This is a genomic window from Posidoniimonas corsicana (assembly GCF_007859765.1).
In the GTDB taxonomy this organism is placed as follows: Bacteria; Planctomycetota; Planctomycetia; order Pirellulales; family Lacipirellulaceae; genus Posidoniimonas; species Posidoniimonas corsicana.
This window is the reverse complement of sequence record NZ_SIHJ01000001.1, coordinates 911613-937506: the sequence shown is the minus strand read 5'-3', so window position 1 is coordinate 937506 and position 25894 is coordinate 911613. Positions and strand designations below refer to the sequence as shown.

At 69.1% G+C, this 25894-nt stretch carries 21 protein-coding genes; 6 read left to right on the top strand and 15 right to left on the bottom strand.

Going from position 1 to position 25894, the window contains the following annotated elements:
* Position 1: 1 nt before the first annotated feature.
* Together KOR34_RS03465 and KOR34_RS03460 are read right to left on the bottom strand one after the other, a co-directional pair.
* A complete protein-coding gene (locus tag KOR34_RS03465; protein ID WP_146562226.1) occupies positions 2-310 on the bottom strand; it encodes a MazG nucleotide pyrophosphohydrolase domain-containing protein in 309 nt (102 codons plus the stop codon).
* A 25-nt stretch (positions 311-335) separates the two neighbouring features.
* Positions 336-1145 carry an SDR family NAD(P)-dependent oxidoreductase gene (locus KOR34_RS03460; RefSeq protein WP_197531105.1) on the bottom strand — a complete coding sequence of 270 codons (810 nt, stop codon included), beginning with the start codon at positions 1143-1145 and terminating at the stop codon, positions 336-338.
* A 236-nt stretch (positions 1146-1381) separates the two neighbouring features.
* Between KOR34_RS03460 and pyk the strand changes: the two genes are divergently transcribed.
* Positions 1382-2854 carry a pyruvate kinase gene (pyk, locus tag KOR34_RS03455; RefSeq protein ID WP_197531104.1) on the top strand — a complete coding sequence of 491 codons (1473 nt, stop codon included), beginning with the start codon at positions 1382-1384 and terminating at the stop codon, positions 2852-2854.
* 31 nt (positions 2855-2885) lie between these two features.
* Here the strand turns inward: pyk and KOR34_RS03450 are convergent, their stop codons facing one another.
* Positions 2886-3086 (bottom strand): hypothetical protein, encoded by a 201-nt coding sequence (locus KOR34_RS03450; protein ID WP_146562220.1) that lies wholly within the window; start codon positions 3084-3086, stop codon positions 2886-2888.
* A 464-nt stretch (positions 3087-3550) separates the two neighbouring features.
* Here KOR34_RS03450 and KOR34_RS03445 point away from each other — a divergent pair, with 464 nt between their 5' ends.
* Positions 3551-4570, top strand: coding sequence for a hypothetical protein (locus KOR34_RS03445; protein ID WP_146562218.1), 1020 nt, complete (start codon positions 3551-3553; stop codon positions 4568-4570).
* Here the strand turns inward: KOR34_RS03445 and KOR34_RS03440 are convergent.
* A complete protein-coding gene (locus KOR34_RS03440) occupies positions 4567-6258 on the bottom strand; it encodes a sulfite reductase subunit alpha (protein ID WP_146562216.1) in 1692 nt (563 codons plus the stop codon). The genes KOR34_RS03445 and KOR34_RS03440 overlap by 4 nt on opposite strands.
* 376 nt (positions 6259-6634) lie before the next feature.
* On the opposite strand from KOR34_RS03440, the gene KOR34_RS03435 reads away from it, so the two are divergent.
* Positions 6635-6997 (top strand): STAS domain-containing protein, encoded by a 363-nt coding sequence (locus tag KOR34_RS03435; protein WP_146562214.1) that lies wholly within the window; start codon positions 6635-6637, stop codon positions 6995-6997.
* On the opposite strand, the gene KOR34_RS03430 is transcribed toward KOR34_RS03435, so the two are convergent.
* The 11 genes from KOR34_RS03430 to hisN all read right to left on the bottom strand — a co-directional run bounded on the left by KOR34_RS03430 (position 6994) and on the right by hisN (position 22342).
* Positions 6994-8103, bottom strand: a complete 1110-nt coding sequence (locus KOR34_RS03430; RefSeq protein ID WP_146562212.1) for an EAL domain-containing protein — start codon at positions 8101-8103, stop codon at positions 6994-6996. The two genes, KOR34_RS03435 and KOR34_RS03430, sit on opposite strands and share 4 nt — an antisense overlap.
* Positions 8100-11459: a protein kinase domain-containing protein gene (locus tag KOR34_RS03425; RefSeq protein ID WP_146562210.1), complete on the bottom strand. Its 3360-nt coding sequence runs from the start codon at positions 11457-11459 to the stop codon at positions 8100-8102. The genes KOR34_RS03430 and KOR34_RS03425 overlap by 4 nt, the downstream gene beginning before the upstream one ends.
* A complete protein-coding gene (locus tag KOR34_RS03420) occupies positions 11456-12820 on the bottom strand; it encodes an AAA family ATPase (protein WP_146562208.1) in 1365 nt (454 codons plus the stop codon). The genes KOR34_RS03425 and KOR34_RS03420 overlap by 4 nt, the downstream gene beginning before the upstream one ends.
* A gap of 181 nt (positions 12821-13001) precedes the next feature.
* Positions 13002-14621, bottom strand: coding sequence for a DASS family sodium-coupled anion symporter (locus KOR34_RS03415; RefSeq protein ID WP_146562206.1), 1620 nt, complete (start codon positions 14619-14621; stop codon positions 13002-13004).
* A 109-nt stretch (positions 14622-14730) separates the two neighbouring features.
* On the bottom strand, positions 14731-15990 hold the full coding sequence (locus KOR34_RS03410; protein WP_146562204.1) for a lactate racemase domain-containing protein: 1260 nt from the start codon (positions 15988-15990) through the stop codon (positions 14731-14733).
* Positions 15987-17105: an NAD(P)/FAD-dependent oxidoreductase gene (locus KOR34_RS03405; protein WP_146562202.1), complete on the bottom strand. Its 1119-nt coding sequence runs from the start codon at positions 17103-17105 to the stop codon at positions 15987-15989. The genes KOR34_RS03410 and KOR34_RS03405 overlap by 4 nt, the downstream gene beginning before the upstream one ends.
* A gap of 6 nt (positions 17106-17111) precedes the next feature.
* The gene (gene gatB, locus KOR34_RS03400) at positions 17112-18587 is read right to left on the bottom strand and encodes an Asp-tRNA(Asn)/Glu-tRNA(Gln) amidotransferase subunit GatB (protein ID WP_146562200.1); all 1476 of its coding nucleotides are present in this window, start codon (positions 18585-18587) and stop codon (positions 17112-17114) included.
* 98 nt (positions 18588-18685) lie between these two features.
* Positions 18686-20224 carry an Asp-tRNA(Asn)/Glu-tRNA(Gln) amidotransferase subunit GatA gene (gatA, locus tag KOR34_RS03395; RefSeq protein ID WP_146562198.1) on the bottom strand — a complete coding sequence of 513 codons (1539 nt, stop codon included), beginning with the start codon at positions 20222-20224 and terminating at the stop codon, positions 18686-18688.
* Positions 20225-20320: 96 nt separating this feature from the next.
* On the bottom strand, positions 20321-20611 hold the full coding sequence (gene gatC / locus KOR34_RS03390; RefSeq protein ID WP_146562196.1) for an Asp-tRNA(Asn)/Glu-tRNA(Gln) amidotransferase subunit GatC: 291 nt from the start codon (positions 20609-20611) through the stop codon (positions 20321-20323).
* 35 nt (positions 20612-20646) lie between these two features.
* Positions 20647-20910: a 50S ribosomal protein L28 gene (rpmB, locus tag KOR34_RS03385; protein WP_146562194.1), complete on the bottom strand. Its 264-nt coding sequence runs from the start codon at positions 20908-20910 to the stop codon at positions 20647-20649.
* 586 nt (positions 20911-21496) lie between these two features.
* The gene (gene hisN, locus KOR34_RS03380; protein ID WP_146562192.1) at positions 21497-22342 is read right to left on the bottom strand and encodes a histidinol-phosphatase; all 846 of its coding nucleotides are present in this window, start codon (positions 22340-22342) and stop codon (positions 21497-21499) included.
* Positions 22343-22608: 266 nt separating this feature from the next.
* Here hisN and KOR34_RS03375 point away from each other — a divergent pair, with 266 nt between their 5' ends.
* The 3 genes from KOR34_RS03375 (at position 22609) to KOR34_RS03365 (ending at position 25886) form a co-directional block, all read left to right on the top strand.
* On the top strand, positions 22609-22998 hold the full coding sequence (locus KOR34_RS03375) for a hypothetical protein (RefSeq protein ID WP_146562190.1): 390 nt from the start codon (positions 22609-22611) through the stop codon (positions 22996-22998).
* A 73-nt stretch (positions 22999-23071) separates the two neighbouring features.
* Positions 23072-24589, top strand: a complete 1518-nt coding sequence (locus KOR34_RS03370; RefSeq protein WP_146562188.1) for a helix-turn-helix domain-containing protein — start codon at positions 23072-23074, stop codon at positions 24587-24589.
* A 184-nt stretch (positions 24590-24773) separates the two neighbouring features.
* The gene (locus tag KOR34_RS03365; protein WP_146562186.1) at positions 24774-25886 is read left to right on the top strand and encodes a hypothetical protein; all 1113 of its coding nucleotides are present in this window, start codon (positions 24774-24776) and stop codon (positions 25884-25886) included.
* The last annotated feature ends 8 nt before the right edge of the window (positions 25887-25894 follow it).

Sequence of the window (25894 nt, the reverse complement as noted above, 5' to 3'; positions counted from 1 at the left end):
GTCAGGGTTTCTCGCCCTCGCAGCAACAGACCAACGCCCCGCAGCCGGGGCAGCCCTCGCCGTACTTCTCGCGGACCGCCTGCGTGAGGTCGACGTCCACCACGTTCGCGATCGTGGTGAGCCAGGCGAGCACGTCGGCGAACTCGCCCCGCTGCTCCTCCGGCGTGCCCTCGCGGAGCGCGGCGGCCAGCTCGCCCACCTCCTCCATCAGCCACATGAAGGTGGCGTCTACGCCCCGTTCGCGGTCCTTCTCGAGGTACATGTCGCGGATCAGCTGCTGAAAGTCGGAGATCGGGAGCGGGTTCGCCATGGTAGGGTGCTGTCAGAGTTGGGGGTTAGCCGCCGGTTTGCTTGCGGAGGATCTTGTCGCCCCACTTCGGGCTGAGCTGCGTGAGCGCCGCGAGGATCCGCGCCTTGCCGGGGATCACGAGCTCCGGCATGCGGCCCTCGCAGGCGGAGAGGATCTTCCGCGAGAGCGCGTCGGGCGCGATGGCGCGGACGTTGGCGCCGCCGCCCGGGCGGTTGGCTTCTTCGGGCAGGCCCTCGGTCTGTTGCTGGTAGCGTTGGCCGCCGTCGGTGCGGGCGATGGGGCCGGGGCAGACCAGCAGCACGTGCAGGCCCTCGGGGCCGCGCTCGAGCCGCACCTGCTGCGCCAACGCGGCGACCGCGTGCTTGCTGGCGGGGTACGCGCCGAGGTACCGCGGCGCAAACTTGCTGGCGAGCGACCCGATCAAGACCAGGTGGCCCTCGGCCGCCTCCAGCAGCGGCCCGGCCGCGTGCGTCATGTCGACGGCGGCCAGGAAGTTGACGGCCATTAACTCCTCAAACCGGGCCCGCGGCGTGGTGACGACGTCGCCCCGCATCGACTCGCCAGCGCAGCAGCACGCGATGTCGAGCCCGCCGAAGTGTTCGGCCGCCGCGTCGACCGCGCGGCGGGTTTCCCCCGGTTGGGCCACGTCGGCGGCGATGGTGAGCACTTCGCCGCCGAGGCCGCGCAGCCCGTCGGCCGCTTTCTCCAGCCGGTCGAGTCCGCGGCCGCAGATGGCCACCCGCGCGCCCTCGCTGACCAGCGTACGGGCCAGCGCGAGGCCGAGGCCGGCTGACCCACCTGTCACGAGGGCCGTCTTGTCTGTCCAGTAGCTCACCAGGGGCGCATCCTGCCGCAGGGGGGAATCCGCCGCCCATCTTAACCGGTCGGGCACGGGGTGAGCTACGGTTGAGAGTCCCCGGCCGCAGGGAAAATGCGCGCCGATCCCGAAACAACCGCGCCCTCATGACTCCACCATTCCCAGACGCCTGCTCCTGGCCCACAATGGGGCTTCACACCCCGCCGCCCGCGTCCGGCGCGCCAGGCACGAAGCCTTACCCTACTAACACCGCCATGCCGCTCACCGAAGACCTCCGCCACCTCGCCCGCACCAAGATCGTCGCGACGGTCGGCCCCAGCTCGCAGGACCACGAGACGCTGTCCTCGATGGTCCAGGCGGGCGCCGACGTGTTCCGGCTGAACATGGCGCACGGCGGGCCGGACGTTCAGCAGCAGAACGTGGACACGATCCGCCGGGTGAGCGAGGAGCTCGACACGCCGATCGGCATCCTGGTCGACCTGGCGGGGCCCAAGTTCCGGCTGGGCGAGATTGACAACGACCGCATCTTCTGCGAGACCGACGCCGAGTTCTGGTTTGTCGAGGGCTCGTCCGGGGCTCCCAATGAGTTCACCTGCTCGTACGCGCCGCTGGTGCGTGAGCTCTCGGTTGGCGACCAGGTGATGCTGGCCGACGGCACCGTCAGCATGGTGGTGATCGGCAAGGAGAAGGGGCGGGCCCAGATGCGGGTCGTGCAGCGGGGCGTGATCCGCAGCCGGCAGGGCATCAACCTGCCCGGCGTCAAGCTTAGCGCCCCGGCCATCAGCGTGGTGGACCACCAGCACGCCATCTGGGCCGCCGAGGCGGGCGTCGACTTCGTCAGCCTCAGCTTCGTGAGGGCGCCGGACGAGGTCCGCGCGCTCCGCGACATCCTCCGCTCGAACAACTCCGAGGCCTACGTCATCTCGAAGATCGAGAAACGCGAGGCGATCGACCGCATCGAGGAGGTCGTGGCCGCCAGCGACGCGGTGATGGTGGCCCGCGGCGACCTGGGCGTCGAGATCGACGTCGCGGAGATGCCGGTCCAGCAGAAGCGGATCATCAACACGTGCCACCGCTACCAGAAGCCGGTGATCATCGCCACGCAGATGCTCGACAGCATGCACGAGTCGCTCCGCCCCAAGCGGGCCGAGGTGACCGACGTCGCGAACGCGGTGCTGGACGGCGCCGACGCCTGCATGCTATCCGGCGAGACCGCCATCGGGCAGTACCCGGTGGAAACGGTCGCCATGATGAACCGCATCTGCCTGGCCACCGAGGCGAGCATCGCCGACCAGCCCCCGCGGCAGAACGACGGATCGGTTTCGCCCGTGCTCCACGACATCACCCGCGCGGTGGTGCGGGGGGCGGGCGCGATGGCCCACTCGCTGCGGGCCAAGCTGGTGGTCGTGGCGAGCTACTCGGGCAAGACGGCGCTGGCGTTGTCGCAGCAGCGGCACTCCACGCCGACCATCGGCGTGAGCCAGAACGAAACCACCCTGCGGCGGATGTGCCTGTACTGGGGGGTGACGCCGCTCCGCGAGGCGCCGGCGGAGGATATGCAGGAACTGATCCGGCACGCGGACACCTGGGCCTGCCGGGTGGGCTTTGCCGCTAAGGGGGACCGCATCGTGATCCTGGGCGGCAGCCACCTCGCGGCCGGGCCCGGCGGCAACCCTAAGGGCGTGCACGACGTGGTCGTGGTGCACGAGGTGGAGGGCGGCAGCTAACGCTCCGCCCCCGTGCCCGGTAGGCGGCCCGTTAGCCGGGCGCGAGGCCGCGGCCCAACGCCTGCAGCAGGCGGCGCTGCATCAGCTCCGCCATCTCGCGGCGGCGCAGTTTCTCCTGCGTGCTCCAGTGACGGCGGATCGCCCGCCGCGTAACCTGCAGGCCGGCGCCCGCGTTTCGCAGGGGCCCGGCCTTGCTGGGGCCCGATTGGATCTTCTTGGATACACTCGGCATGTCGGCTCCTCCTGGTCCGTGGGCGCCGTTGGGGTAGTCCCAACCGCCGCCGCTGCCTGCCCCGTTGGTAAACCTTCTCTGCTGCACACGGTGCGACCGCTTTGCGTCTGCACCCATCCGCAGCCCCGCGCCGGCGTCACCCCTCAGGGGGGCCGGCAACCGAGAACCAACGCTCAACTCCTTTTTCAGGTTGGGAGCCAGCGGCTCCCGCTTCGCTAGTGCACTTCTGTTACGCCGCCCGGTCGGTTTCGGTTCGGGCGGGCTGCGTGATCTGACCCCAGGAGCGACTAGCTAGGTATCCAGTGCCAGTGTAATCCGGCGGCGCCGCGGGTGCGTGGTCCGCCGCGGATTTGTCGAAATACCTTGGGCGATGTCGTCCCGCCGGTCGCTGTGTGCGTGACCCCGCGACAAGTGCTACCATGGGTTCGCGGGGAGAGCGCCAAATCATTGCAGGGAATCTCGTTTTGCCGATCAATTGTTCGCCGCTTCGGCGTTGTGTAGGACTGCTCGCCTGGTTTGTCCTCGGGTTAGTCGTTGCTCACCCAGCCGCCGCCGCTGACTCCGACTGGGCGCCGCGCCCGGTCGACCGCGCCGGGCTGCCGAACGCCTACTGGATAACCGACAAGGTAATCTCGGGCGCGTCGCCGCTTGGCGATGAGGGCTTCGAGTCGTTGGAGCGGCTGGGCGTGAAGACGGTGATCAGCGTCGACGGCGCCAAGCCGGATCTTGCGACTGCCCGGGCCCACGGACTGCGCTACGTCCACCTCCCGCACGGCTACGATGGGGTTCCCGCGGTGCGGTCCAAGGAGCTCGCCAAGGCGGTGCGGGACCTGCCCGGGCCGATCTACATCCACTGCCACCACGGCAAGCACCGCAGCCCGGCGGCGGCGACCGTGGCCTGCGTCGGCGCCGGGACCCTGCCGGCCGAGCACGCGTTGGTCGTCCTCAAGACGGCCGGCACCAGCGCCTCGTACCGCGGTCTGTACGCGTCGGCCGAACGAGCCGAGACCCTCACCAACGCGGTGCTGGACGCGGTGGCCGCGAAGTTCCCGGAGACCGTTGAGCCGCCCAAGATGGTCAAGGCGATGACCGACCTGGAGCACTCGCTCGAACACCTCAGGGCGATCGAGCAGGCCGGTTGGGCCACCCCCGCCAACCACCCGGACCTGGCGCCCGACCACGAGGCGTTGCTGCTGCGGGAGCACTACACCGAGATGAAGCGGCTGGAAGAAACCCGGCGGCAGCCCGCCGGTTTCCAGCAGCTGCTGCAGCAGGGCGAGGACGCCGCGATGCAGCTCGAGCGGGCCTTGTTCGACGCCCGCACGGCCGAGCGACGCGAGGCGGCGGCCCGGGCGTTTGCGGCGGTGCAGAAGAACTGCAAGCAGTGCCACACCGAGCACCGCGACCGGCCAATGGAGCAATCAGCCGGGACGTTGGAGCCAGTAGCCCCCGGGACCTTAGACCCGGCGGCCGCGGGCCACTAGTACACGTCGCGGACGTAGCGGTGCGTCTTGCGGAGGTTCGTGACGTACTTCTTGGCGTCCTCGGGGCTCATGCCGCCGTGCTCGGCGACAATCTCGTGCAGCGCCCGGTCAACGTCGCCGGCCATGCGCTTGGCGTCGCCGCAGACGAAGAACCAGGCGCCTTCTTCGAGCCAGTTGTAGAGCTCGGCGCCCTCTTCCTTCATCCGGTTCTGGACGTAGATCTTCTCTTCCTGGTCGCGGCTGAAGGCGGTGCTGAGCTTGGTCAGCAGGCCCTGCTCCTGCATCTCGGTCAGCTCTTCGCGGTACAGGAAGTCGGTCGCCTCGTGCTGGTCGCCGAAGAACAGCCAGTTCTTGCCGCGGGCCTTCAGCGCCTTGCGTTCCTGCAGGAACGCCCGGAACGGCGCGATGCCGGTGCCGGGCCCGACCATGATCATCGGGGCGTTGGAGTTGCTGGGCAGCGTGAAGTCGGCCGACGGCTGCACGAACACGCGGACGGTGTCGCCCACGTCGATGCGGTCGGTGAACATGGTGGAGGCCACGCCCTTCCGCTCGCGGCCGGCCAGCATCGTGGTGACCTTCGCGATCGTCAGGTGGACGCTGTCCGGGTGGGCCCGCAGCGAGCTGGCGATCGAGTAGAGCCGCGGCGCCAGCGAGCCGAGCGTGAGGGAGAACGCGCCCTTGGAGATCCGCGCCGAGGGGGCCAGGCGGAGCACGTCGAGCACGTCCATGTCGTCGAGCTCGTCGCCGTCGCCGTCGACCAGGTCCCGCAGCCGCTGCTTCTCGTCGAAGTCGGAGGTGCTGGCCGCGATCAACCGGACCAGGTCCTCGCCGACGTGCTTCAGGTTGCTCTTGACGGTGAGCGCCTCGCGGAGCGGCGCCTCGACGCCGTCGCACGCGGTTACGTGCTCGGTGCCGTGGGCCTTGAGGGCGAACAGGATCTCGTCCACGAGGTCGGGGCAGTTGGTCGGGAACACTCCGAGCGAGTCGCCCACGCGGAACGAGATGTCGCTGCCGGCCAGGTCGAGCTCGACGTGGCAGGTGTGCTTGGCCGAGCCCTCACCGTTGAGATTGTACAGGGTGTTGACGCGGGCGCGGTACGGCTTGGCCCGGCTGTAGGGGATCGGCCCGTCGGCGACCTGCACCTGCTGCGGCTTGTTGTCGGCGGGGGCGGCCGCGGCGGGCTTGATGCCGCCGGAGTCCTTGATCACCTTCTTGAGCATCTTGGCGGTTTCTTTGCCGCCGGGCGTGCAGAGCGCGGTGCTCTTCTCCTGGCCGCTAGCGATCGCCATCGCGTAGGTGTCGCACATGTAGCCGCAGGCGCCGCAATCGAGCTGCGCCATGGCGGCCATCAGGTTCTTGGTCACGCCCTGCCCTTCGGCCAGCTTCATCCGCTCCTCGATGTCGAGGTTCGGGTCGTGCCAGGCGTAGTCGCCGTCGTCCAGGGTCTCGACGGCGGCGGGCGCCGGCTCGGCCGGGGCGGGCGCCGGCTTGGCGGCCGACTTCTTCGGCGGCGCGCCGTTGGACGCGCTGGCGCCGTTGGCGGGGGCCTCCTTGAGGCCCGAGAGGTCCGACGGCAGGCGGCCGCCCGATTGCTCGGCGACGCCGGCCCAGGCGGCCAGGAAGCCGTTCAGCCAGGCCCGCTGCTCGGGGCTAAAGGGGGCGGATTCGGGGATCGAGGGGATCGGCATGGGTGCGGCGGGGCCGGTGGCGGCGCCCGGTAGTTCGTCTTCAACGCCCAGCATGGTCGGCACTTTTCAGTCGGCGGTCAAGCGACGTGCAATTAACGGTGAAACATAGCACGCCAGACCGCTTTCTGCAGCCGCAAAGCGCACGGCCGAGGGCTTTCTGCGCTATTTGACGCCGGCAATTCGTGGGCGGCGGCACGCGGTTGGTACCAGCTATGTTAGGCGTTTTCCGGAGAGCCGGCTATCGCCCTCCCAACCGGCGCAACCGGACCCGCTCGCGGTTTGCTTGCGGATCATCGGGTGGGCTATACTCACCGCCGGCGCCGCGGACCCAATTGCGGCCGCCCTCGCCTTCCCCCGCCCCCCAAGACCCACCGCTATGGCAATCGCTTCCCAGACCCGCGACGGCATCCTGATCATCCAGGTCAAAGACCCGCGGCTCGTCGACGAGGTGGTGCTCGAGCAGTTGGAGAAGGACGTCCTGGGGCTGATCGATCAGTCCGAGGAGGAGCGGGTGATCATCGACTTCCAGCCCGTGCAGTTCATGTCGTCGTCGATGCTCGGCAAGCTGGTCAAGATCCATAAGAAGTGTAAGGAATACAAGACCAAGCTGAAGCTGAGCTCGATGTCCCCGGAGATCCGCGAGGTCTTCAAGATCACGAAGCTCGACAAGCTGTTCGACTTCGAGAAGGACATGGAGTCCGCCCGCAAGGCGTTCCTCAAGCGGGGGCTGTTCGGCTAGTCGACCGCCGCGGGGCGGGCGATCTTGTGGACGGGGGCCGGCCGGCCGTACAGGAAGCCCTGCGCGCACGCGAAGCCCAGCTGGGCGCAGGCGTCGTGGTCGGCCTGGGTCTCCACGCCCTCGGCCAAGGGGATCACCCCCAGCTCGAGCGTCATCTGGACCAGCCGCGCGACCATGTTCTGCCTCTCCGGGGGCGCGTCTCCGATGCCGCGGACGAGCGAGATGTCGAACTTCAGGTAGTCGGGCGGGACGTCCGCCATCTCGACCAGCCGCGCCTGCCCGGCGCCGAAGTCGTCGTAGGCCAGGCCGATGCAGAGCTCGCCCAGCACGTCGCGCACCTGGCGCATGACCTCGGCGTTGGTGGCGGTCGCCTCGTGGATCTCGAGGACCATCGGCCGGTGCGGGGCGATCTCCCGCGCCTCGCGGAGCGACAGCTCCAGCACCCCGACGTCTTCCAGTTCGCTTGGATGGGTGTTGACAAACAGCAGGTGCGCGCCCGGCAGGGGGAGCCCGCCGCTGACGCCCTCGTCTCGCAGGATGCGGCTCAGCTCGGCCTCGAGGTTGAGCACCGCCGCGGCCGAGAACATGGTCTTGGGGTCCGACAGGCCAAACAGCTGGCTGCGGGCCAGCACCTCGTACGCAAACACTTCGCCCTGCATCGTGACGATCGGCTGGTAGTGCGGCGTCACGGCCCGCTCCGCCATCAGCTTGTCGAACTGGATCAGCGCGAGCGCGCAGTCCGACGAGTCGTTGTGCAGCGTCTGGCACTGGGTGGCCGGCCGGTCGACCCCCACCCGCAGCACCACCTGCGCGAACTGCACCAGGTCGCCGGGGTTGAGCTGAGTGGAGTCGTGGACTCGGACGCCGTTGACGAAGGTGCCGTTGGTGCTCCCCAGGTCGTGCACGAAGAGGTTGTCGTCGCGGACGATCAGCTCGGCGTGGCAGCCGGAGACCGACGAGTCGGTCACGGTCATGGCCACGTCGTGCCGCCGCCCGACGACGAACGGCGAGCGGTCAACGAGGACGTGCCGCACCGGGCCGTCGTTCTCGAACTGGCCGCTCAGCTTCCAGCTGGGGCACTCGGTTTGTTGCGGGGTTTCTGTCACGGGGTGGCTGCGGGGACAAAGGGGTTAGACGCTGAGACTTCGGTGGCCGTGTCGCACGCCACCTCAACGGGCACCGTGTGCATGTCGTGCTCGGCAGCGGTGGTCGGGAACTCGGGGGCCGGTTCGGGCGGGCCCGGCGGGGCTAGCAGGTCGGCCCACGCGATGTCGCGGCGGGTGTTCACGCGGGCGGCGTACTCGGCGTAGTCGCGCCGGCCCGCTACGAGCGAAACCGCGGTGTGGGCGGCGGACAGGCCGACGCACTCGCAGACGGTGTACGCGTCGGCTCCGGGGGAGTCGATGCGGACGACTTCGGACGCTTCATCGTGGGCCGCTTCGGCGCCCTGCGGGGCCAGCAGCAGTTGGAGTCGGCCGCTGGCGAATTCCGCGAGCAACGGCGTCTCGGCCGTCGCGTTGACATCCACGGGGCCCCCGGAGGAACGGGTCAGCAGCGCCTCGCGCACGCACTGGTGCGCCAGCCGGCGGATTGCGGACGCGATCTCACGCCGCCCGTCCTCGGTGAGCGAGAGCTGTCCAAAGCGTTGGTCGGCGGCCGACCACTCTTCCTGCAGTCGCCCGTCCAGGGCCGTTGTCAGTCGAACCGGCGAGACCCCGGCGGCGTCCAGCGCGGCGTACGCCGCCGGCGTGTCCGAGGAAGCATTGTCGGCCATCGACTTGGCGATGCTGCCCGTGGCGGCCCGCACCTCGTTGAGTCGCTCGAGCACCTCCCGCAGTTCGGTCTTCAGTCCTGCCGAGACGAGGGCCGCCGCCTCGAGCGCGGCCAGGTCCGCCTTGAGGTGCGCGAAGCGGGTCTCTATGGCCGGGCCATCGGCGTCTTTCGACGCGGCCTGTTGGGCGACGCTGACGATCTTCTGCTGGGTCGCGGCCGCGAACCGTTCAAAGCTGCCGGTCAGCGACTCGCAATGGGAGTGGAGCCAGTCGGCCGCCTGCCGCGCGCCGCTGAGCCGATCGCCGGGGGTTTCCAGCCGCTCGTAGACCCAGCTCGAGATCTCCGACTGCAGACCCGACGAGAGTTCGCGCACCAGGTCGACCACCGGGGTATCTCCGATGCGGTTGGGCGCCGTCGGGCCCAGCAGCGGGCGATTGAGGTCGGGAGAGGGGGCGAAGTGGTCGTTGATTTGTTCGAGCCGGGCCAGCAGGTCGGTCTCGGTCGGCGCGGGGAGAGCCGCCGAGCTAACGTGCTGCTCGACCAACGCTCGGCAGCTTGTGGCGAGCTGCGCCGCGTCGAGTTTGAGGCGACCCACCAACTCGCCGGCGCCCATGACCACCCGGTTGGTGCTGGTCGCGTCCTGATCAGATTCTGCGGGCCGGCTTTCCCCAATCCAGTTGGAGAACAGCAGGCTGGTGAGCAGCTGCTCGGCGTCGCGGCGGGTGTCGGCGGGCGAGGCTTCGTGCCGCTGGGCGGAGAAAGTCCGCAATTGCCGCCGTCGGCTGTCCTGACCTCCATCCCCGCGGACAGCGTCCAGGCAGTGCTGCGCGGCCGACCCCGAATCGACCGCCAGGTAGTCGGCAACCCGTTTGCAGCCGGCGGCGAAACCGGACTCGTCGAGCCGGTCGCCCAGGTGAACAAGGTACGAGTGGTCGAACGGCGCCACGCCCACGTTGTGCGCGGGCAGCCCGGCGCCGTCGTCGCCCGGGTAGGCGTGCGCGCCGCTGCTGAAGTGCTCGTGCTCGGTGAGCCAAGAAAACGCGTTGACCCGCGCCAGCCCGGCCCGCTCGCCGTCCCGTCCGGTAGAGAACGTCGTGACGCCGATCACTTGCGCGTCGGCAAGCTCCATACGGTCGAGCAACGCCCGCACCGCGTAGGCGACGTCAATCGCCATGCCGCCGCCCGATCCGCCGCACGCAGAAGCCACCACATACACCCGCACCGCGTCGCGGCGGAAGGGCGTGCCGGTGGCCTGCTCGGACGAGTCGATGCTCTCGGCTGACAGGCAGTCAGACAGCGCACCGCGGATCCGCTGCAGCGTGCGACGCGCGTTGTCGACCAACGCCAGCCGGCCCAGTGGGCGGATGCCCTCCGTCTGCAGCGACTTGGGGATGTTGTACAGCCAACGCCTGCCGAGCCAACCCAGGATCTTGTCCGACTTCTCCCGGTACTCTTGCGGGCGTCGGAGCGACAGGCAGAGGGTCTCATCGCGTTGCAGCCCGGCGCCGCCATCTGCGTTGCGTGCCGCCGACGACAGCGTGCGGGGGTCGGTGTCCAACAGCAGCATCGGCATGGCGGGGATAGGCCCGGTTAGCTCATGCTGCTCGCTGTGCTGCTGCCTCAGCTCGCGGAGCACGCCCGCCGCCGTCCCTCCGATTCCCAAGAAGAGAGTTGGTGTGGCGGCAAAGCCGCTCCGTTCGAACTCGGGGGCCGGGATGGGGTGTGGGCCGTCGCCGCTCAGGCTCGGCAGGCTCAGGCTTAGGTCGGAGGAGTGGCGGACGGGGTCTTCTTGCCCGCAGACCTCCGTGGCGTGTGACGGCGCCGCCGCGGTTGGCTCCACCGCACCGGGCGCCCGACGCGGTTCAACGCTGGTCGTCCCAAACGAGCCCGCGCCGGCCAATGCCTGGACGAACTCGACGCACGACTCGAAGCGGTGGTCGGGCGTCTTGGCGAGGGCGCGCGACACGGCGAACCGGTCGTCTGCCGGCAGCGACGCGAGGTTGGGCTCGTCGTGCAGGTGCTGCAGTGTGAGCTCGGCGGCGTTCACGCCGTCAAACGGCGCGACGCCGGTCAGCATCTGCTGGTACACCACCGCCAGGCTGTACTGGTCGCTCGAGCGGCACGGCGCGCCCTTGAACACCTCTGGCGGCGCGTACGCCGGCGTCATGCCACCTACCACCGACTGCGTTTGATCGTTGATCGACTTGACCAGCCCGAAGTCGGCCACCTTGGCGTGCCCGGCCAGCAGCAGGAGGTTCTCCGGCTTGACGTCCAGGTGCTGCAGTCCGTGCTTGATCGTCAGGTAGTCGAGCGCGTCCGCCGCGTCGCGTAGGTAGCCGAGCAGCTCGTCGCGGGGGATGCCGGGCAGACCCTGCTGGACGCACTCGCGGAACCGGTCCCGCAGGCTCCCCTCGGCCAGCTCGCTGATCACCACCAGCCGGTTGTCGATGAACTCGACCCGCTCGAGCGACAGCACGAACGGGTGCCGCACCTCGCGGGTCCGCTCGAGCGCCTTGAGCTCGTGAGCGGCGCGCGACTCGTCGTGCCGCCCGTGGATCAGCTTCACCGCCTTGGTTAGGCCGCCCGGCGCGCGGGCGCTCCAGACCTGGCCGTAGCCGCCGCTGCCGAGGTGCTCGAGCAGCTCGTAGCCGGGCAGCCGGGGGGCGTCGGGGTGTGCGTCGGTGCTCACAGCGTCGGCTCCTCGGCTGGGGCCCGTGAGGCGTTGTCGCCGCAGGTGGCGAAGTAGCCGTTCACGGCGCGGTCCAGGTAGTCGGGGCGCAGCTCCATCGGCAGGCCGCGGTACACGCAGTAGTTCTTCACCTGGGTCAGCAGGTCACGCGCCTGGCAGCGGCGGAGCGGCCGGCCGAAGGGCCGGTAGTGCTTCTGCACCAGGTAGTCGACCGCCTCGGGGCGGTACTGGCAGCCGAGCGATTGGCAGGAGTGCTCGAACAGCTTGCGGAACTCTTCGAGGCTGGGGTCGCCGACCTCCACCTTGTACGGGATGCGGCGGAGGAACGCCTCGTCGGCCAGGTCCATCGGCTCGAGGTTGGTCGAGAAGATGATCAGCTGGTCGAACGGCACCTGGATCTTCTTGCCGCTGGCCAGGGTGAGGAAGTCGTGCCGGTTCTCCAGCGGCACGATCCAGCGGTTGAGCAGCTCGGTGGGCTCGCACCGCTGGCGGCCGAAGTCGTCGATCAGCAGGCAGCCGCAGTTGCTCTTGAGCTGAAGCGAGGCCTCGCTGATATTGCTGACCGGGTCGTGGCGGATCTCCAACGCGTCGAGCTTCAGCTCGCCGCCCACCACCACGGTCGGCCGCTTAATCTTGATCCACCGCTGGTCCGAGGCGCCGCTCTTCAGCAACGAGGCGTGGCTCTCGCCTACCGGCTCGTGGAACGCGGCGTCGTAGAACTTGACGATCTGGCCGTCTTCGATGATCGCGTGCGGCACCCACACGTGGCTACCGAAGCAACGGGTGATCCGCTTGGCGATGGTGGTCTTGCCGTTGCCCGGGGTGCCGTACAGGAACAGGCCGGCGCCGGAGTTCACGGCCGGGCCGAGCACCTCCAGCATCTGCGGCTCGACGCTGATGTCGCTGAACGCGTTGGCCAGCGAGTCCTCGCGGGCCGCTTCGGCGCGGATGGACTGCGCCTCGACAGACAGGATGTAGTCGTCGAGCGGCACCGGCGCGGGGCCGACGTACGAGTTGGACGCCATGGCCGCCTGCGCCCGGGCCACGCCCTGCTCGGTCAACGCGTACTGGTAGTCGCCCAGCTGGGCCTGCCCTTGGTGGAACAGCAGCTGGCGGCCCCGCAGGTCGGCGAACATCGGCTCGACCAACGCGAACGGCAGCGCAATGCTCTCGGCGATCTGCCGCCCAGCGGCCGAACCGACCTGCAGCAGATACTTGCAGAGCAGCGACTCGATGAGCACGGGGCTCAGCCCCAGCTCGCCGATCGCCTGCGGCTCGGCCGGCAGGAACGTGTCGTCGCTGTTGAACAGGGTGTCCAGCAGGCCGCCGCCGATGACCTCTTCTGATTCGACTGTCGACATGAACGGTGGTTGGGGTTCGGTGGGCGCCGACGGCGCAGTACTCCACCGAACTCTAGGTCCCACACCGGCTGGCGCCGGGCGTCCGCGGAGCGCGGCGCGCCGCGCTCTACGCTGCTGACCGACCCAACCAGCGCCGCCGCGCGTCGTGGCCCCGGACAACCGGCGCCGCCGGCGCAACCGGTCACCACCAGCCCAGCAGCTTCCAGTACGGCAGCCCGACCCCCAGCCAGACGGCCAGGTGCATCGCCCCCACCAAGAAGCCGACCCAGAACCACTTGGGGGCCGACACGTACCCCAGCCCGAAGTAGATCACCACCGGGCCCGTGGAGTAGTTGGTGGTGCAGCCGCACAGGTTGGAGAAGTAGGCGATCAGCGCCACCATCAACAGCGGCGGCGCGCCCGCGGCCAGCGCGGTGGCGAAGAACACCCCAGCGAACGCCATAATGTGGCCCGTCAGCATGCTGAACGCGTACATCGACAGGAAGTAGACCACCGCCAGGGCTACCGCCAACGCCAGCGGCGGCATGCCGCTGACGTGCGCGCCGACCGACTCGGCAAACCAGGCGGTGAAACCGGTCTCGCGGAGCGCGTTGGCCATGCTGATCAGCCCGCCGAGCCAGATCAACGCGTCCCACGCGCCCGGGTTAGAGGTCACTTCCCGCCACGAGTCGACGCCCAGCACCACGATGGCGGCCACGCCCAAGAGCGCCACCAGCGTGGTGTGCAACGAGAACCCGAAGGCCTTGCTCTGCAGCGGCGCCGTCATCCAGAGCGTCAGCATCGAGAGCAGGATCACCCCCATCACAATCTGCCGCGACGTCCAGGGGCCCATCTCAACCAGGTCCGCTCGGGCCTTCTGCCGGGCCGCGGCCGACGATCCCACCTCCGGCTTCGCAAGCACGTACAGCAGCGGCGGCAGCAGCGCGAGGCTGATCAGACCGGGTACGGCCGCCCCCAGCAGCCACTGCGGCCACGAGAGCCCGACGCCCTCGCCAAACACGTCGGCGGCCGCCTTGTTGACCAGCGGGTTGGCCGCCATGCCGGTGAGGAACATGGCCGCCGTGACTAGGTTGGCGTGAGCGCCGCACAGTACCAGATATTCTCCGGCCCGTTTGGGCCCCTCGTCCGGCGAGTCCGGGTCGGGCCGTGAGCCGAGCACGTGCGAAAGCGAGTTCACGATCGGCGCCATCACCCCGCCGCCGCGGGCCGTGTTGGACGGGACAAACGGGGCGAGGACCAGCTCTGCCGCGCCCAGCGCGTACCCCAGCCCCAGCGTGGTGCGGCCGAACCGGTCGACCATCGACAACGCCACCCGCCGGCCCAGCCCCGAGCGGATCATCGCCCCGGAGATCATAAACGCCGCGACGACCAGCCAAGTTGTGGTGTCGGCAAAACCTGAGAGGGCCTGCGCTAACGAGAGCTTGATATCGGCGTGAAGGTCACGCGCGGCTGGGGATGCGGCGGTGGCTTGGGCATCGCTCTCGCCAAGCTGTGGGACATACCGGTCCATTAACGATTCGAGGTCTACGGGCTCAAAGTACGATAGGTCCGCAGGCCGATCGGGTGATGCCCACATTAGGTCCCGCGTGGCCGATAGTACGAGCAGCCCAATCAGCACGCAGGGCCCCATCGGCAGCGGCCGCAGTAGGAAGCTGACGATGGTCGCCGTAAAAACGGCGAAGATGTGCCAGGCCGGCGGCGTGAGTCCGTTCGGGACCGGGGAGAAGTAGATCGCTACCCCAACAGCAATACAGATCCACAGCCTGAACAGGTTGCGCGGTTCGGGTTGAGGAGAGGCCATAAGCGAGAATTCGCCGAAGGCGTTGAATGTCCCAGGTCCAGGGGGCGGCGGCGCCGCGCGCCCTGGGTGACGGCCCACGAGTATACCCGGTTACGCCGTCGGCGTTTCGTCAGTCCGGCAAGCGGGACTTGTGGGCCCACAGGCCGAGCGCCGGGTTCGGGATGTAGAACAGGCGTTCGCCGTTCACCTCGTTCCAGCCGAGCTTCAGGTTTTCGGGCGCGTAGCGCTCGGTCATCTCGGCGAGGTCGCCGTACTGGTAGCCGACGCCCTCGATCTCCTCCCGGCTGAGGTGACCGGGGCAGTAGGTGACCGTGAAGCGGTTCTCGGGCGAGCCGTGGATCAGGTGCGCGGCGGCGGACAGGTTGCCCCGCAGGTCGTCGTTGTCGGCGACCAGCTGCTGGATCTCGGCCGACGGGCGGTAGCCGTACTTGCGGATCAGGCGGTCGATCTCCGGGTCCTCGCCGAACATCCGCACGCCGGGCGCCAGCACGATCAGCTCCCCCTCGTCGGCGATCGCCATGCGGGTGCGGTAGATCGATTTGTTGCCGAGCCAGGTGCTGTGAAACTCGTGCGGGTCGAGCGACACCACCACCTTCTTGGGCGCCTGGTCGAGGATGTCGAAGTTCACCTGCAGCGACAGCTCGGCCGCCTGCTCGAAGCAGTCGTGGTGGTCGCCGATGAACAAGCCGCGGATCTTGCCGTCGCCGACGACGGTCATTACGTAGACGATCGGCAGGTCGCCGCAGAACAGGTCCTGGGCGTGGTTCATGATCCGCCGCAGCGGGTTGTCCGCGCGGCCCATGATCCGCTCCATGCCGTAGGCGGCGCTGAGGTAGTGGCTCTCGTTGATCCCCCGCACGCCGCCGGCGCCGACAAAGATGTTCTTGTTGTAGTTGGCCATGCCGATCACCTCGTGCGGCACCACCTGGCCGATCGAGAGGATCAGGTCGTGCCCGCCGTTGGCGATCAGCTTGTTGGTCTGGGCGGGCCAGGCCTCGGTCCAGGCGCCCTCGGTCTGCTCCGCGACGTAGTCGGCCGGCACCTCGCCCAGGGTGACGATGTCGTCCCGCCAGCGGTGCACCCGGATCAATTCCTTGGGCACCGTGGGGTACATTTCGGCCAGCTCGGCGTCGGTCATTGCCTTGTGCGTGCCGAGCGCCGGCATGACGTCGGTCAGCCGGTCGCCGAGCAGCTCGTGCAGCAGGCAGGTGATCGGCCCGGCCTGGCTGTGCGCGCGGGACAGGTCGGGCGGCACGGCCATCACGCGGCGGCGGTCGCCGAGCTGGTCGAGCGCCGACGCGAGCGCCCCGCGCAGGTCTTCGGTCTGGAGGTCGGCGTCCGGCGCGCCGGCGGCGTAGAAGAGCGTCATCGATCGATCCGAAAAGGCGTAGCGTCCATGGACGGCGGTTGGCCGAGCATCATCTCTCGGATCAGCATCGCAGTCGCGCAGGCGAATTGCAAACCCGCCCGGTAGTGCCCCGCCGCAATGTACACGCGATCCGACGCAGGACCGATCAGCGGCAGCTCGTCGGGGGTCGCGGGACGCAGACCGGCCCAGCATCGCACCAGCCGCAGCCCGCCCAGGCCGCTGCCCCGCACGAAGTCCAGCAGCGTCGCGCACCCCTCGGCGGTGTTCGACTTGTCGAACGCGGCCTCCTCGACGGTCGCGCCGGCCAGCACCCGGCCGTCCCGCCGGGGCGCGAGGTAAAGTGAGTCGACGTGCAGGTTGTTGGCGAGGGCGTGGTCGCCTTCCAGCAGCAGCATCTGACCACGCACGGGCCGCACGTGCGCGGCCGACCCCGCCGCCGGCAGGAACCGCGACGCCCACGCGCCGCTGGCGATGACCGCCCGGCCCGCGTTGATCACCGCGCCCGACGCCAGGCGGAGGGTCACCTGCTGGGGCGCCTCGTCGACCGAAGTCACCTCGTCGTGCTCGATGAGCCGCCCGCCCCACGACTCGCACAGCGCGACAATCGCCCGCAGCCGCCGCGGGTTGCGGGCCTGGGCCTCGGCGGGCACGTGGAACGCCTGCCCGGCGGCGGCCAGTTGCTTCAGCCTGTCCGACGCGTACGGCGCGAGTTCGGCGAGGTCGGCCTCGCCCACCGCGTCGACGCGGATGTCGCGGGACCGCCAGCGGGCGAACAGGTCGCCGAACTTGCGCTGCTGCTCGGGCGTGCTGGCGAAGTAGACCGCGCCGCACCGCCAGAAGCCGTCGTCCAGGCTGGTGAGTTCGCGCAGCCGCTGCGACAGCTCGGCGTTAAGTCGGAACGAGTGCGCGGCCAGCTCCTCCAGCGCCGGGTGATCGGAGTAACGCGACCCCGGCGGCAGGATGCCGGCCCCTGCCCACGACGCCTCGCGGCCGGCGGACTGGCGGTCGACGACCGTGACACTGAGCCCGCGTGAGAGCAGCTCCTCGGCGATCGTCAGCCCAATAATGCCGGCGCCAACAACAGCGACATCGCAGCTCTGGGGGCGCGCGGGCACTTGGGGTCAGCCTTTGGCGATCAGCTCCAGGCAGGTCTGGCGGAACTTGCCGGGGTCGATGTTGGGGTTCTTCTTCTTCGCCTGGCCGATCAGGGCGCCGATCGCCTGCTGCTTGCCGCCCTGCACGTCGGCCACCACCTTCGGGTTGGCGGCGAGCAGCTCCTGGCAGAGCGCGTCGATCTCCGAGTCGTCGACCTGGGTGATGCCGAGCGACTCCATCGCGGCGTCGGCGTCGGCGCCGGAGTCGAGCATCGCGTCGAACACCTCCCGCGCGCGGGAACTCGGCAGGTCGCCCGCAGAGACCTTCTTCACGAAGCCGGCCAGGCGGTCGGCCGGGATCGCGAACTGCTCGATGCCGATCTCTTGGCTCTTGAGCGTGCGGAGCACGTCCTGCGTGAGCCAGTTGGCCGCCAGCTTGTTGTCGCCGGACTGGTCCGCCACGGTCAGGTAGTAGTCGACCGTGGGCCGGCCCTGGTTGACGATAACGTCGGCGTCGTACAGCGACAGGCCGTAGTCCGCGACCAGCCGCTGGCGGATCGCGGCGGGCAGCTCGATCAGCCGCTCGCGGACCTTGTCGACCTCGGCCGCGGTGATCGCCACCGGCGCCAGGTCGGGGTCGGGGAAGTAGCGGTAGTCGCTCGACTCTTCTTTGCTCCGCTGGGCGCGGGTCACGCCGGCGGCGTCGTCCCAGCCGCGGGTCTGCTTGGGCGATTGGCCGAGCCGCCGGCCGGTTTCCTTCCACTCGCGGTGCTGGCGCTCGGCCTCGTACTCGATGGCCCGCTCCACCGCGCGGAAGCTGTTCATGTTCTTGATCTCGACGATCGGCGTGGCGATCTTGCCGTCCTTGGCGTCGGGGTCGTCGGATGGGATGTGCAGGTTGACGTTGGCGTCCACCCGCAGGCTGCCCTCCTGCATGTTGCAGTCCGACACGCCCAGGTAGGTGAGCAGCAGCCGCAGTTCGGTCAGGTAGGCCTTGGCCTCGGCGGCGCTGCGGAGGTCGGGCTCGCTGACAATCTCCAAGAGTGGCGTGCCGGTGCGGTTGAGGTCGATGAGCGTGTCGCCCTTGCCGGCCGCCTCGTCGTGCAGGCTCTTGCCCGCGTCCTCTTCCAGGTGGGCGCGGAGGATGCGGACCTTTTTCGGCTCGAAGGCGCCCTTGGGGTCCTCGATCTCCAGCCAGCCGTCGTGCGTGATCGGCAGGTCGTACTGGCTGATCTGGTAGCCCTTGGGCAGGTCGGGGTAGAAGTACTGCTTGCGGTCCCACTTGGTGAAGCCGGCGATCTGCAGGTTGAGCGCCAGGCCGGTCTCGATGGCGAGGGCGACCGCCTCTTCGTTCATCACCGGCAGCGAGCCCGGCATGCCGATGCAGACCGGGCAGGTCTGCGTGTTGGGCTCGGCGCCGTAGGCCGTGCTGCAGCCGCAGAACAGCTTGCTCTTGGTAGCGAGCTGCACGTGGACTTCCAGGCCGATGACGGTGGTGTACATGGGGAAGCGGTTGGAGATTGGCGGTTGGAAATTGGCGGTGTCGCTCTGTATTCCTGGCTGCTAGCCCTGCTAGCCCACCCCGCCTGGGGTGGGTCAACTCACAGTTCGCATCGCTTGGTTTCCCAGGCGCCGCTCTGCTCGAACATCCGCGCGGCGCGCAGCAGGCGGGCCTCTTCCAGCGGTGGGGCGTGCAGCTGCAGGCCGATCGGCAGGCCGGACTTGCTCTGGCCGCACGGCAGGCTCATCGCCGGCAGGCCCGCCAGGTTGGCGCTGACGGTGTACAGGTCCAGCAGGTACATGCCGAGCGGGTCGTTGTCGAATTGGCCAAGCTCGGGCGCGGGGGCGGCGGTGGTGGGGCCGATGATCAGGTCGACCTTCTCGAACGCCTGGTCGAAGTCCTGGCGGATTAGCCGCCGCACCTTGAGCGCCTTGAGGTAGTACGCGTCGTAGTAGCCGGCGCTGAGGGCGTACGCGCCGAGCATTATGCGGCGTTTGACCTCCGGGCCGATCGCCTCCGAGCGGCTCTGGCGGTACATCCGCACCAGCGCGGTGTCGATGTCGTCCAGGGCCTGTTCGTCGCCGGCCTCCTGGGCCGCTTTGCGATCGGCCTGCAGCTGGGCGAGCATCGCCCGTTCTTCGGTGCGGTAGCCGTAGTGGGCGCCGTCGTAGCGGGCCAGGTTGCTGGACGCCTCGCACGGGGCGATGACGTAGTAGGTCGCCACGGCGTGCTTGCTGTGCGGCAGCGACAGCTCGACAATCTCGGCGCCCTGCCCTTCGTACGCGGCGATGGCGGCGCGGACGGCGCTCTCGACCTCGGGGTCGAGCCCCTTGCCGAAGTGCTCGGTCACCACGCCCAGGCGGAGCCCGTCGAGCGGCTTGTCGATGTCTTGAAGGTAGTTCGGCTTGGCGACGTCCAGCGAGGTGGAGTCCCGCTCGCAGTGCCCCGCGATCGCGTCCAGCAGCAAAGCGGTGTCGGTCACGCTGCCGGCGATCGGGCCGACCTGGTCGAGGCTGCTGGCGAACGCCACAAGCCCGAACCGGCTGACCCGGCCGTAGGTCGGCTTCATGCCCACCACGCCGCAGAACGCCGACGGCTGCCGGATGGAGCCGCCGGTGTCGGTGCCGATCGACAGCGGCGCCATGCCGGCGGCCACGCACGCCGCGGCGCCGCCGCTCGAACCGCCGGGCGAACGCTTCAGGTCCCACGGGTTGCGGGTCGGCTGGAACGCCGAGTTCTCGGTCGAGCCGCCCATGGCGAACTCGTCCATGTTGGTGCGGCCCAGCAGCACCGCGTCGGCCTCACGCAGCTTGGCGACCACGGTGGAGTCGTACGGCGGGCGGAAGTTCTCCAGCATCCGCGACGCGCAGGTGGTCGGCTCGCCCTGCTGGCACAGCAGGTCCTTCACGGCGACCGGCAGTCCGGCCAGCGGGCCGAGCGTCTCGCCGGCGGCGCGGCGTTTGTCGATCGCGTCCGCCTGCGCCAGTGCGGCGTCGGCGTCGACCCGCAGGAACGCGCCGACCTGGGCGTCGTGGGACTCGGTGCGGTCCAGGCAGGCCTGGGTGATCTCGCGGGAGGAGGTCTCGCCCGCGCCTAGCTGCCCGAGCAATTCGGCGGCGGATGATTCAACGAGGGTCATGCCCGGCGGAGGGTTGGTGTCTGAAAGAGGCCTGGGGGGCGGCGGCGGGCCCGGCGGTGCGGCTGAACTGTTGCGTGGGGAGGACCAATCCGCGGGTCAGTCGCCCAGGACTGCCGGAACCAGGTACCCGACGCCCGAGTGCTTGGGGGCGTTGGCCAGCGCCTGGTCGCGGGGCAGGCTGTCGCGCACCACATCGGGGCGGAGCACGTTGTGCACCTCCACGGCGTGCGCCATCGGCTCGACGCCCTCGGTGTCCACCTCCGAGAGGTGGTCAACGTAGGTGACGATGTCGTTTAGCTGGCGCGTCATCTGCTGCGCCTCGTCCTCGGTCAGGGTCAACCGGGCGAGCAGCGCAACCTTTTCAACGTCGGCGCGTGATATCGACATCCGCGGTCTCAGCTATTGGGTGGCCGGACGCGAAGCTACTTGCTCGGCACCACAAACGGCGCCTGGCGGACGACCTTCTTGACCGCGCCGTTGCGGATGCACTGCACGCACACCAGCGCGTGGCGGTTCTGGCCGTCCGCGCCGGTCACCTTGACCCGCTGCAGGTTGGGCTTGAACTTGCGGCGGGTGATGCCGGTGATCTTGGTGCCGACGCCGCCCAGGTACTTCTTCTTACCGCGGGTCGTGACCTGGTTGCCCATCTGGGCCTGCTTCTCACAGATTTCGCACTGGCGAGCCATCTGCTCCGCTCCTCTGATTTATCGCGTCTGAGAACGAACCTTCATCCGGCGCCTGCACCAGCAAAACGGAGCACGAAGGCAAGTCAGATCTTAGCCGACTCGGGTCTAACTCGTGTGTGTCGCTTTGCTTCGGGCGATCCGAAGTCCGCCAATATAGCCAATTCTGCGGAAGCCACAATGGCGAGCCGGCTTACGGCGATCGGCCGCGACGGCCCGGTCCAGCGACCGCTCGGCAGCTCGCTACTTTTGTCCGCTCCTGCGCAATCGATCCTTAGGGACAAAAGTCGGGCCCCACGGGAGGCCCCCCGGATGGTTTCACGCTTGTATAGCAGCGTTTGGCGGTTGGCTCGGCGGTTTTGCTCGCCGACTTTTGTCCGCTCTAACACGCCATTAGGGACCAAAGGGGACAGAACTCCGGGCCTCCAGGTGGACCCAGACGGTATCGGTTCTAGACCAGTGCACCCCGTATTAGACCGCGCTGAGTAGCCGGTTTCAGCAACAAAGCCGGCCTCGCCGCCCGATTCTGCGGGCCAAGACTTCCTCAGCGAAGCCTGCCCTCAACTCTCACCGTGGCGGAACGGCGGGCCTACTTGCCCCGTGTGTAGCGTAGTACCTGCTCAGTGATCTGGCCGTTCGTGGCGACGCCATCGCCCGTGTGTACGGTCGGAACCCCCTGCCAGTCGCAGAACACGCCGCCGGCCTCTTCGATGACCGGTTTGAGGGCGGCCGCGTCCCACAGGCTGAGCTTGGGGTCGATCATCACCTCGGCCCGGCCGGTGGCCACCATCAGGTAGCCGTAGGCGTCGCCCCAGGTGCGGTTCAGCCGGCAGGCGTGCATCAGGTCGAGGTAGGCGTCGAGCGCCTCGGGCGTGCGTTCCCTGGCGATGGCCGCCACGTCGGTGGTCAGCAGGAGCGACTCGCTGAGTGACTTGGTCGACGAAACCTGGGTGCGGACCGGCTCTTCGTCGCCGCTGCGGTACCAGCAGCCGCCGCCGGTGGCGGCGTAGGCGGTCTCGTCGGTCGCGGGCGAGTGGATGACGCCGATCAGGGGCTCTTCGGCGGTCTCCCGCGGCTGGCCCGGCGGGGTGTAGGTCACCGCGACCAGGGTGGTGTAGAGCGGCGACCCGTGGATAAACGACTTGGTGCCGTCGATCGGGTCGAGGATCCAGCGGTACGGGGAGTCGCCGGGCGTCTCGCCGAACTCCTCCCCGAGGATGCCGTCGTCGGGGTAGGCGTCGGCGATCCGCTCGCGGAGCAGCGTCTCGGACGCGCGGTCGGCCGCCGTGACGGGCGAGCTGTCGTCCTTGCGGTCGACTTGTAAGTCTTTTTTACGAAATAGTTTAAGCGTTTCGGCGCCCGCTTCCAGGGCGATGGCGACCGCGGTCGCGAGGCGGCGGGCGGTTTCGGGCGAATCGGCGGTCGGGCTGCTCATGCCGCCCAGCCTAGCGGGCGGCGACCACACCGCAAGCGGGCGGTCTGGCTGCCGAGCGGGGTAGCGGCTAGATTCCGGGCCTCCGCTGGGCCGGGATGCGCGCGTGGCGCGGTTTGCACGGTTCGCCTCAACTGCCTGGCGGTAGAGGATTTAGCTTGAATCGGTTGGGCGCCCTTTTAGAATGAGGTTACGCCTGTCGGTTCTTACTGGACTCGTTCTACGGCCCCCCAGCGGGTGGGTCGTGGCCAACCCGAGGAGCCGACAAGATGACCGGAACAGTCCGTGTGCTGCTGATCGCCATCCCCTGCCTGCTTGCAGTCGCGTGGGGCAGCGAATGGCTGAGCGCCCAATCTCCCGCCGCCGGGCAGCCAATCGCTGCTGGCCAGGGAGCCGCTGGGCAGTTCGGCGCGGCGCCGGCGCCGGCGCCCGGCTTGGTCACGCACGTGATCCAGCAGGAGGGCCGGCCGCACACGGTTGTCGTGGCGGACACCAAGCGTGCGGTGTTGGCTGTTTATCACATCGACCCGCACAGTGGTAAGCTGGCCCTGAAGAGCGTGAGGAACGTGACTTGGGACCTGCAGATGCCGCAGTACGACACTGAGCTGCCGCTGCCTGAGGAAGTGCGTAGTGGGCTTAAGAGTTTAGGAACTCAATGAGAACCGACGCCGACGCGGAGGAGCCGCGGTGGCGTCTGGAGCCTCGCCCTAGGGTGGGGGACGACACAACGCCATGGCCAACAAGTTCATCGGACTCGACGACGCCGCGACGCAGCTCGGGATCAGCAAGGACAAGCTCAACGAGATCCGCGAGTCGGGCGCTGTCCGCGCCTACCGCGACGGCGTGAGCTGGAAGTTCCGCACCGAAGAGATCGACTCGCTCGGCGAGGACATCAAGAGCGGCAACCTCCCGTCGGGCATCGACCTTGGCGAATCGATCTCGCTGGAGAGCGACGAGAGCACCGGCCTCAGCTCGCTGAGCCTGGCGCCGGCCAGCGACCTGGACGTCGAGGTCACCGAAGAGCCGGCCAAGAAGGAGGAGCCCTCGGCCGGGGCCTCCGACCTGGACCTGGAGATGCTCGACGAGCCGACCGTGGCCGCCGAAGCGGACGACGACAACGAATCCATCCTGCTGAGCGAAGACGAGCTGGGCGACTCGCCCGACCGCCCGCCCAGCACCATCATCGGCCGCTCGCAGCTCCGCGACGAGCCTTCCGACGACGACCTGCTGCTGGCCAGCCCCGACAACGCCGCCGGCATGAGCGACGTCCGCCTGGCCGATGACGAGGACGTCGACGACCTGCTGGGCGCCGCCAAGTCGGCCGCCGCCAGCAAGTTTGAGGACCTGGAGGAGCTGGAGTTCGACCTCGAGGCCGAGTCGAGCCGCATCCTCGAGGCGCAGGACGTCGCGGCCGCGCAGGCCGCCGCCAGCAAAGCCAAGCAAGAGAAAGAGGCCGCCGCCGACCCGTCCGGGCTCGGCAGCTCGCTGGAGCTGGCCTCCGACGACGCCGGCTCCAAAGCCGGCGACACCGGCGTGCACGAGGCCAAGTCGGGCCAGTCGAGCGCGTTCTCGCTGGCTTCCGACGAGGACGACGAGCTCGAGCTCGACCTCGCCGCGTCCGACGCCGGCCTGCAGCCCGACGGGTCCGACGACCTGGTGCTCGATTCCTCGGACGACGACATCTCGCTCTCCGGCGGCGACAGCGGCATCAACCTCAAGCCGTCCGACAGCGGACTGGCCCTGGACGACGAGTCCTTCGCGCTGGGCGGTTCGGCGATCGGCTCCTCGCTCGACCTGGGCGACTCGCTGGCCAGCAGCGGCGACTCGCTCGCCATCGGCAGCAGCGCGTCGGAGGTCTCGCTGGAGGGCTCGACCGCGTTCGCCTCGAGCCCCGACTTCAACCTCCAGCCCTCGGACGACGGCGACGACGAGGACGAGGACGACAGCTCGCAGATCATCGCGCTGGACGCGGTGGAAGAGCCCGGCGACGAGGACGACGAGGTCGCCCTGACCGACGCCTCGGCCGTCGTGGTGGGGGTGCCCGGCGCCCAGGCCTCGCCGGTCATCGCCCAGGAGGCGGTCTTCCCGATGTGGATTGTCGCGTTCCTCGGGCTCAGCGCCATGCTGATGGCGGTATCGGCCATCATGGCGGCCGACCTGCTCCGCAGCATGTGGGCGGCGGAGGAGTCGCTGACGCTGCAGAGCCCGCTGATCCAGGGCTTCCTCGGGCTGATCGGCCTGAACAACTAGCGGCCGCGGCGACACGCCGGGCCGCCGCAGCCCCTCTCTGTGGGGGCGGTGCGACAATAGGACGCGGCCGGATGCGCCTAGCAGCCGCTGGCGGCAAGCTCGTATAATTGCCGATCTAGCACCCGTGGCGCTGCCTCCCAAAGGGCGCCCGCCGCTGTTCACGCCCTCCGATTCCGGGAGATCGATGATCCGTCCCGCCCTGCCCTCGCCCGTGGCGTTGCTGCCGCTGGCGCTGCTCGTTGTTGCTATCGGCTGCCGGCCGGCGGACGAGATCCGCACCTACACGGTCCCCAAAGACCTGTCGGCCGCCGCTCCGCCCGCCGCGGCCCAACCGCAGTCGGCCCAGCCCGCCGTGCCCAGCCGGATGATCGCTGCGATGGTTGCCGGCGATCAGCGGGCCTGGTTCTTCAAGGCGATGGGCCCCAGCGAGCAGGTCGACGCCGTGGCGGACGACTTGCACGCGTTCCTCAAGACAATCCGTTACGAGGACGGCCGCCCGACCTGGGAGACCCCCGACAGCTGGACCGAGCAGCCCAGCTCCGGCATGCGGCTGTCGACGCTGCTGATCCCTGCCGGCGAGCAGCCCCTGGAGCTGTCGGTCATCGGCCTCGCGCTGCCCGACGACTGGGACGCCGGCGTGCTGGACAACGTGAACCGCTGGCGCGGCCAGCTGAGCCTCGACCCGCTGGCGGCCGACAGCCGCGACGGGATCGAGCCGCTCGAGTCAGCGGGCCGCGAGGCCGTGGTCGTTGACCTGGTAGGCGAAGCGAACGCCGCCGCGATGATGCCCCCGATGGCCGGCGGGATGATGTCGCCGCCGCCCCGGGCCTCGGCGACGCCGCCGGCGACCGATCCCCACCCGCCGCAGCCGCGGCCGCTGACGTACAAGCTGCCCAACGGCTGGCGCGAGCTGCCGCCCACAAGCATGCGGGTGGTGAACGTCCGCGTGGGTGACGGGGACGCCGAGGCGGTCGTGACCGGCATGCCGTTCCCATCGTCGGCGCCGGAGATCGCCGACCCGCTGGCCAACGCCAACCGCTGGCTGGGCGAGAACGGCATGCCGCCGGTCGACCCGGACGCGCTGGGGGAGGTGACCGAGGAAATGAAGATCGCCGGCGCCGACGGCGTCTACTTTGAGATGCTCTCCGACGATCACGAGGACAACACGCTGGCCGCGATGGTCGAGCGGGGCCCGATGGTCTGGTTCTTCAAGCTCCGCGGCCCCGCCGCCACCGTCGGCGCCAACCGCGACGCGTTCCGCGCTTGGGTCGACAGCCTGCGATTCAACGTTCCTTAAGGAGGCCC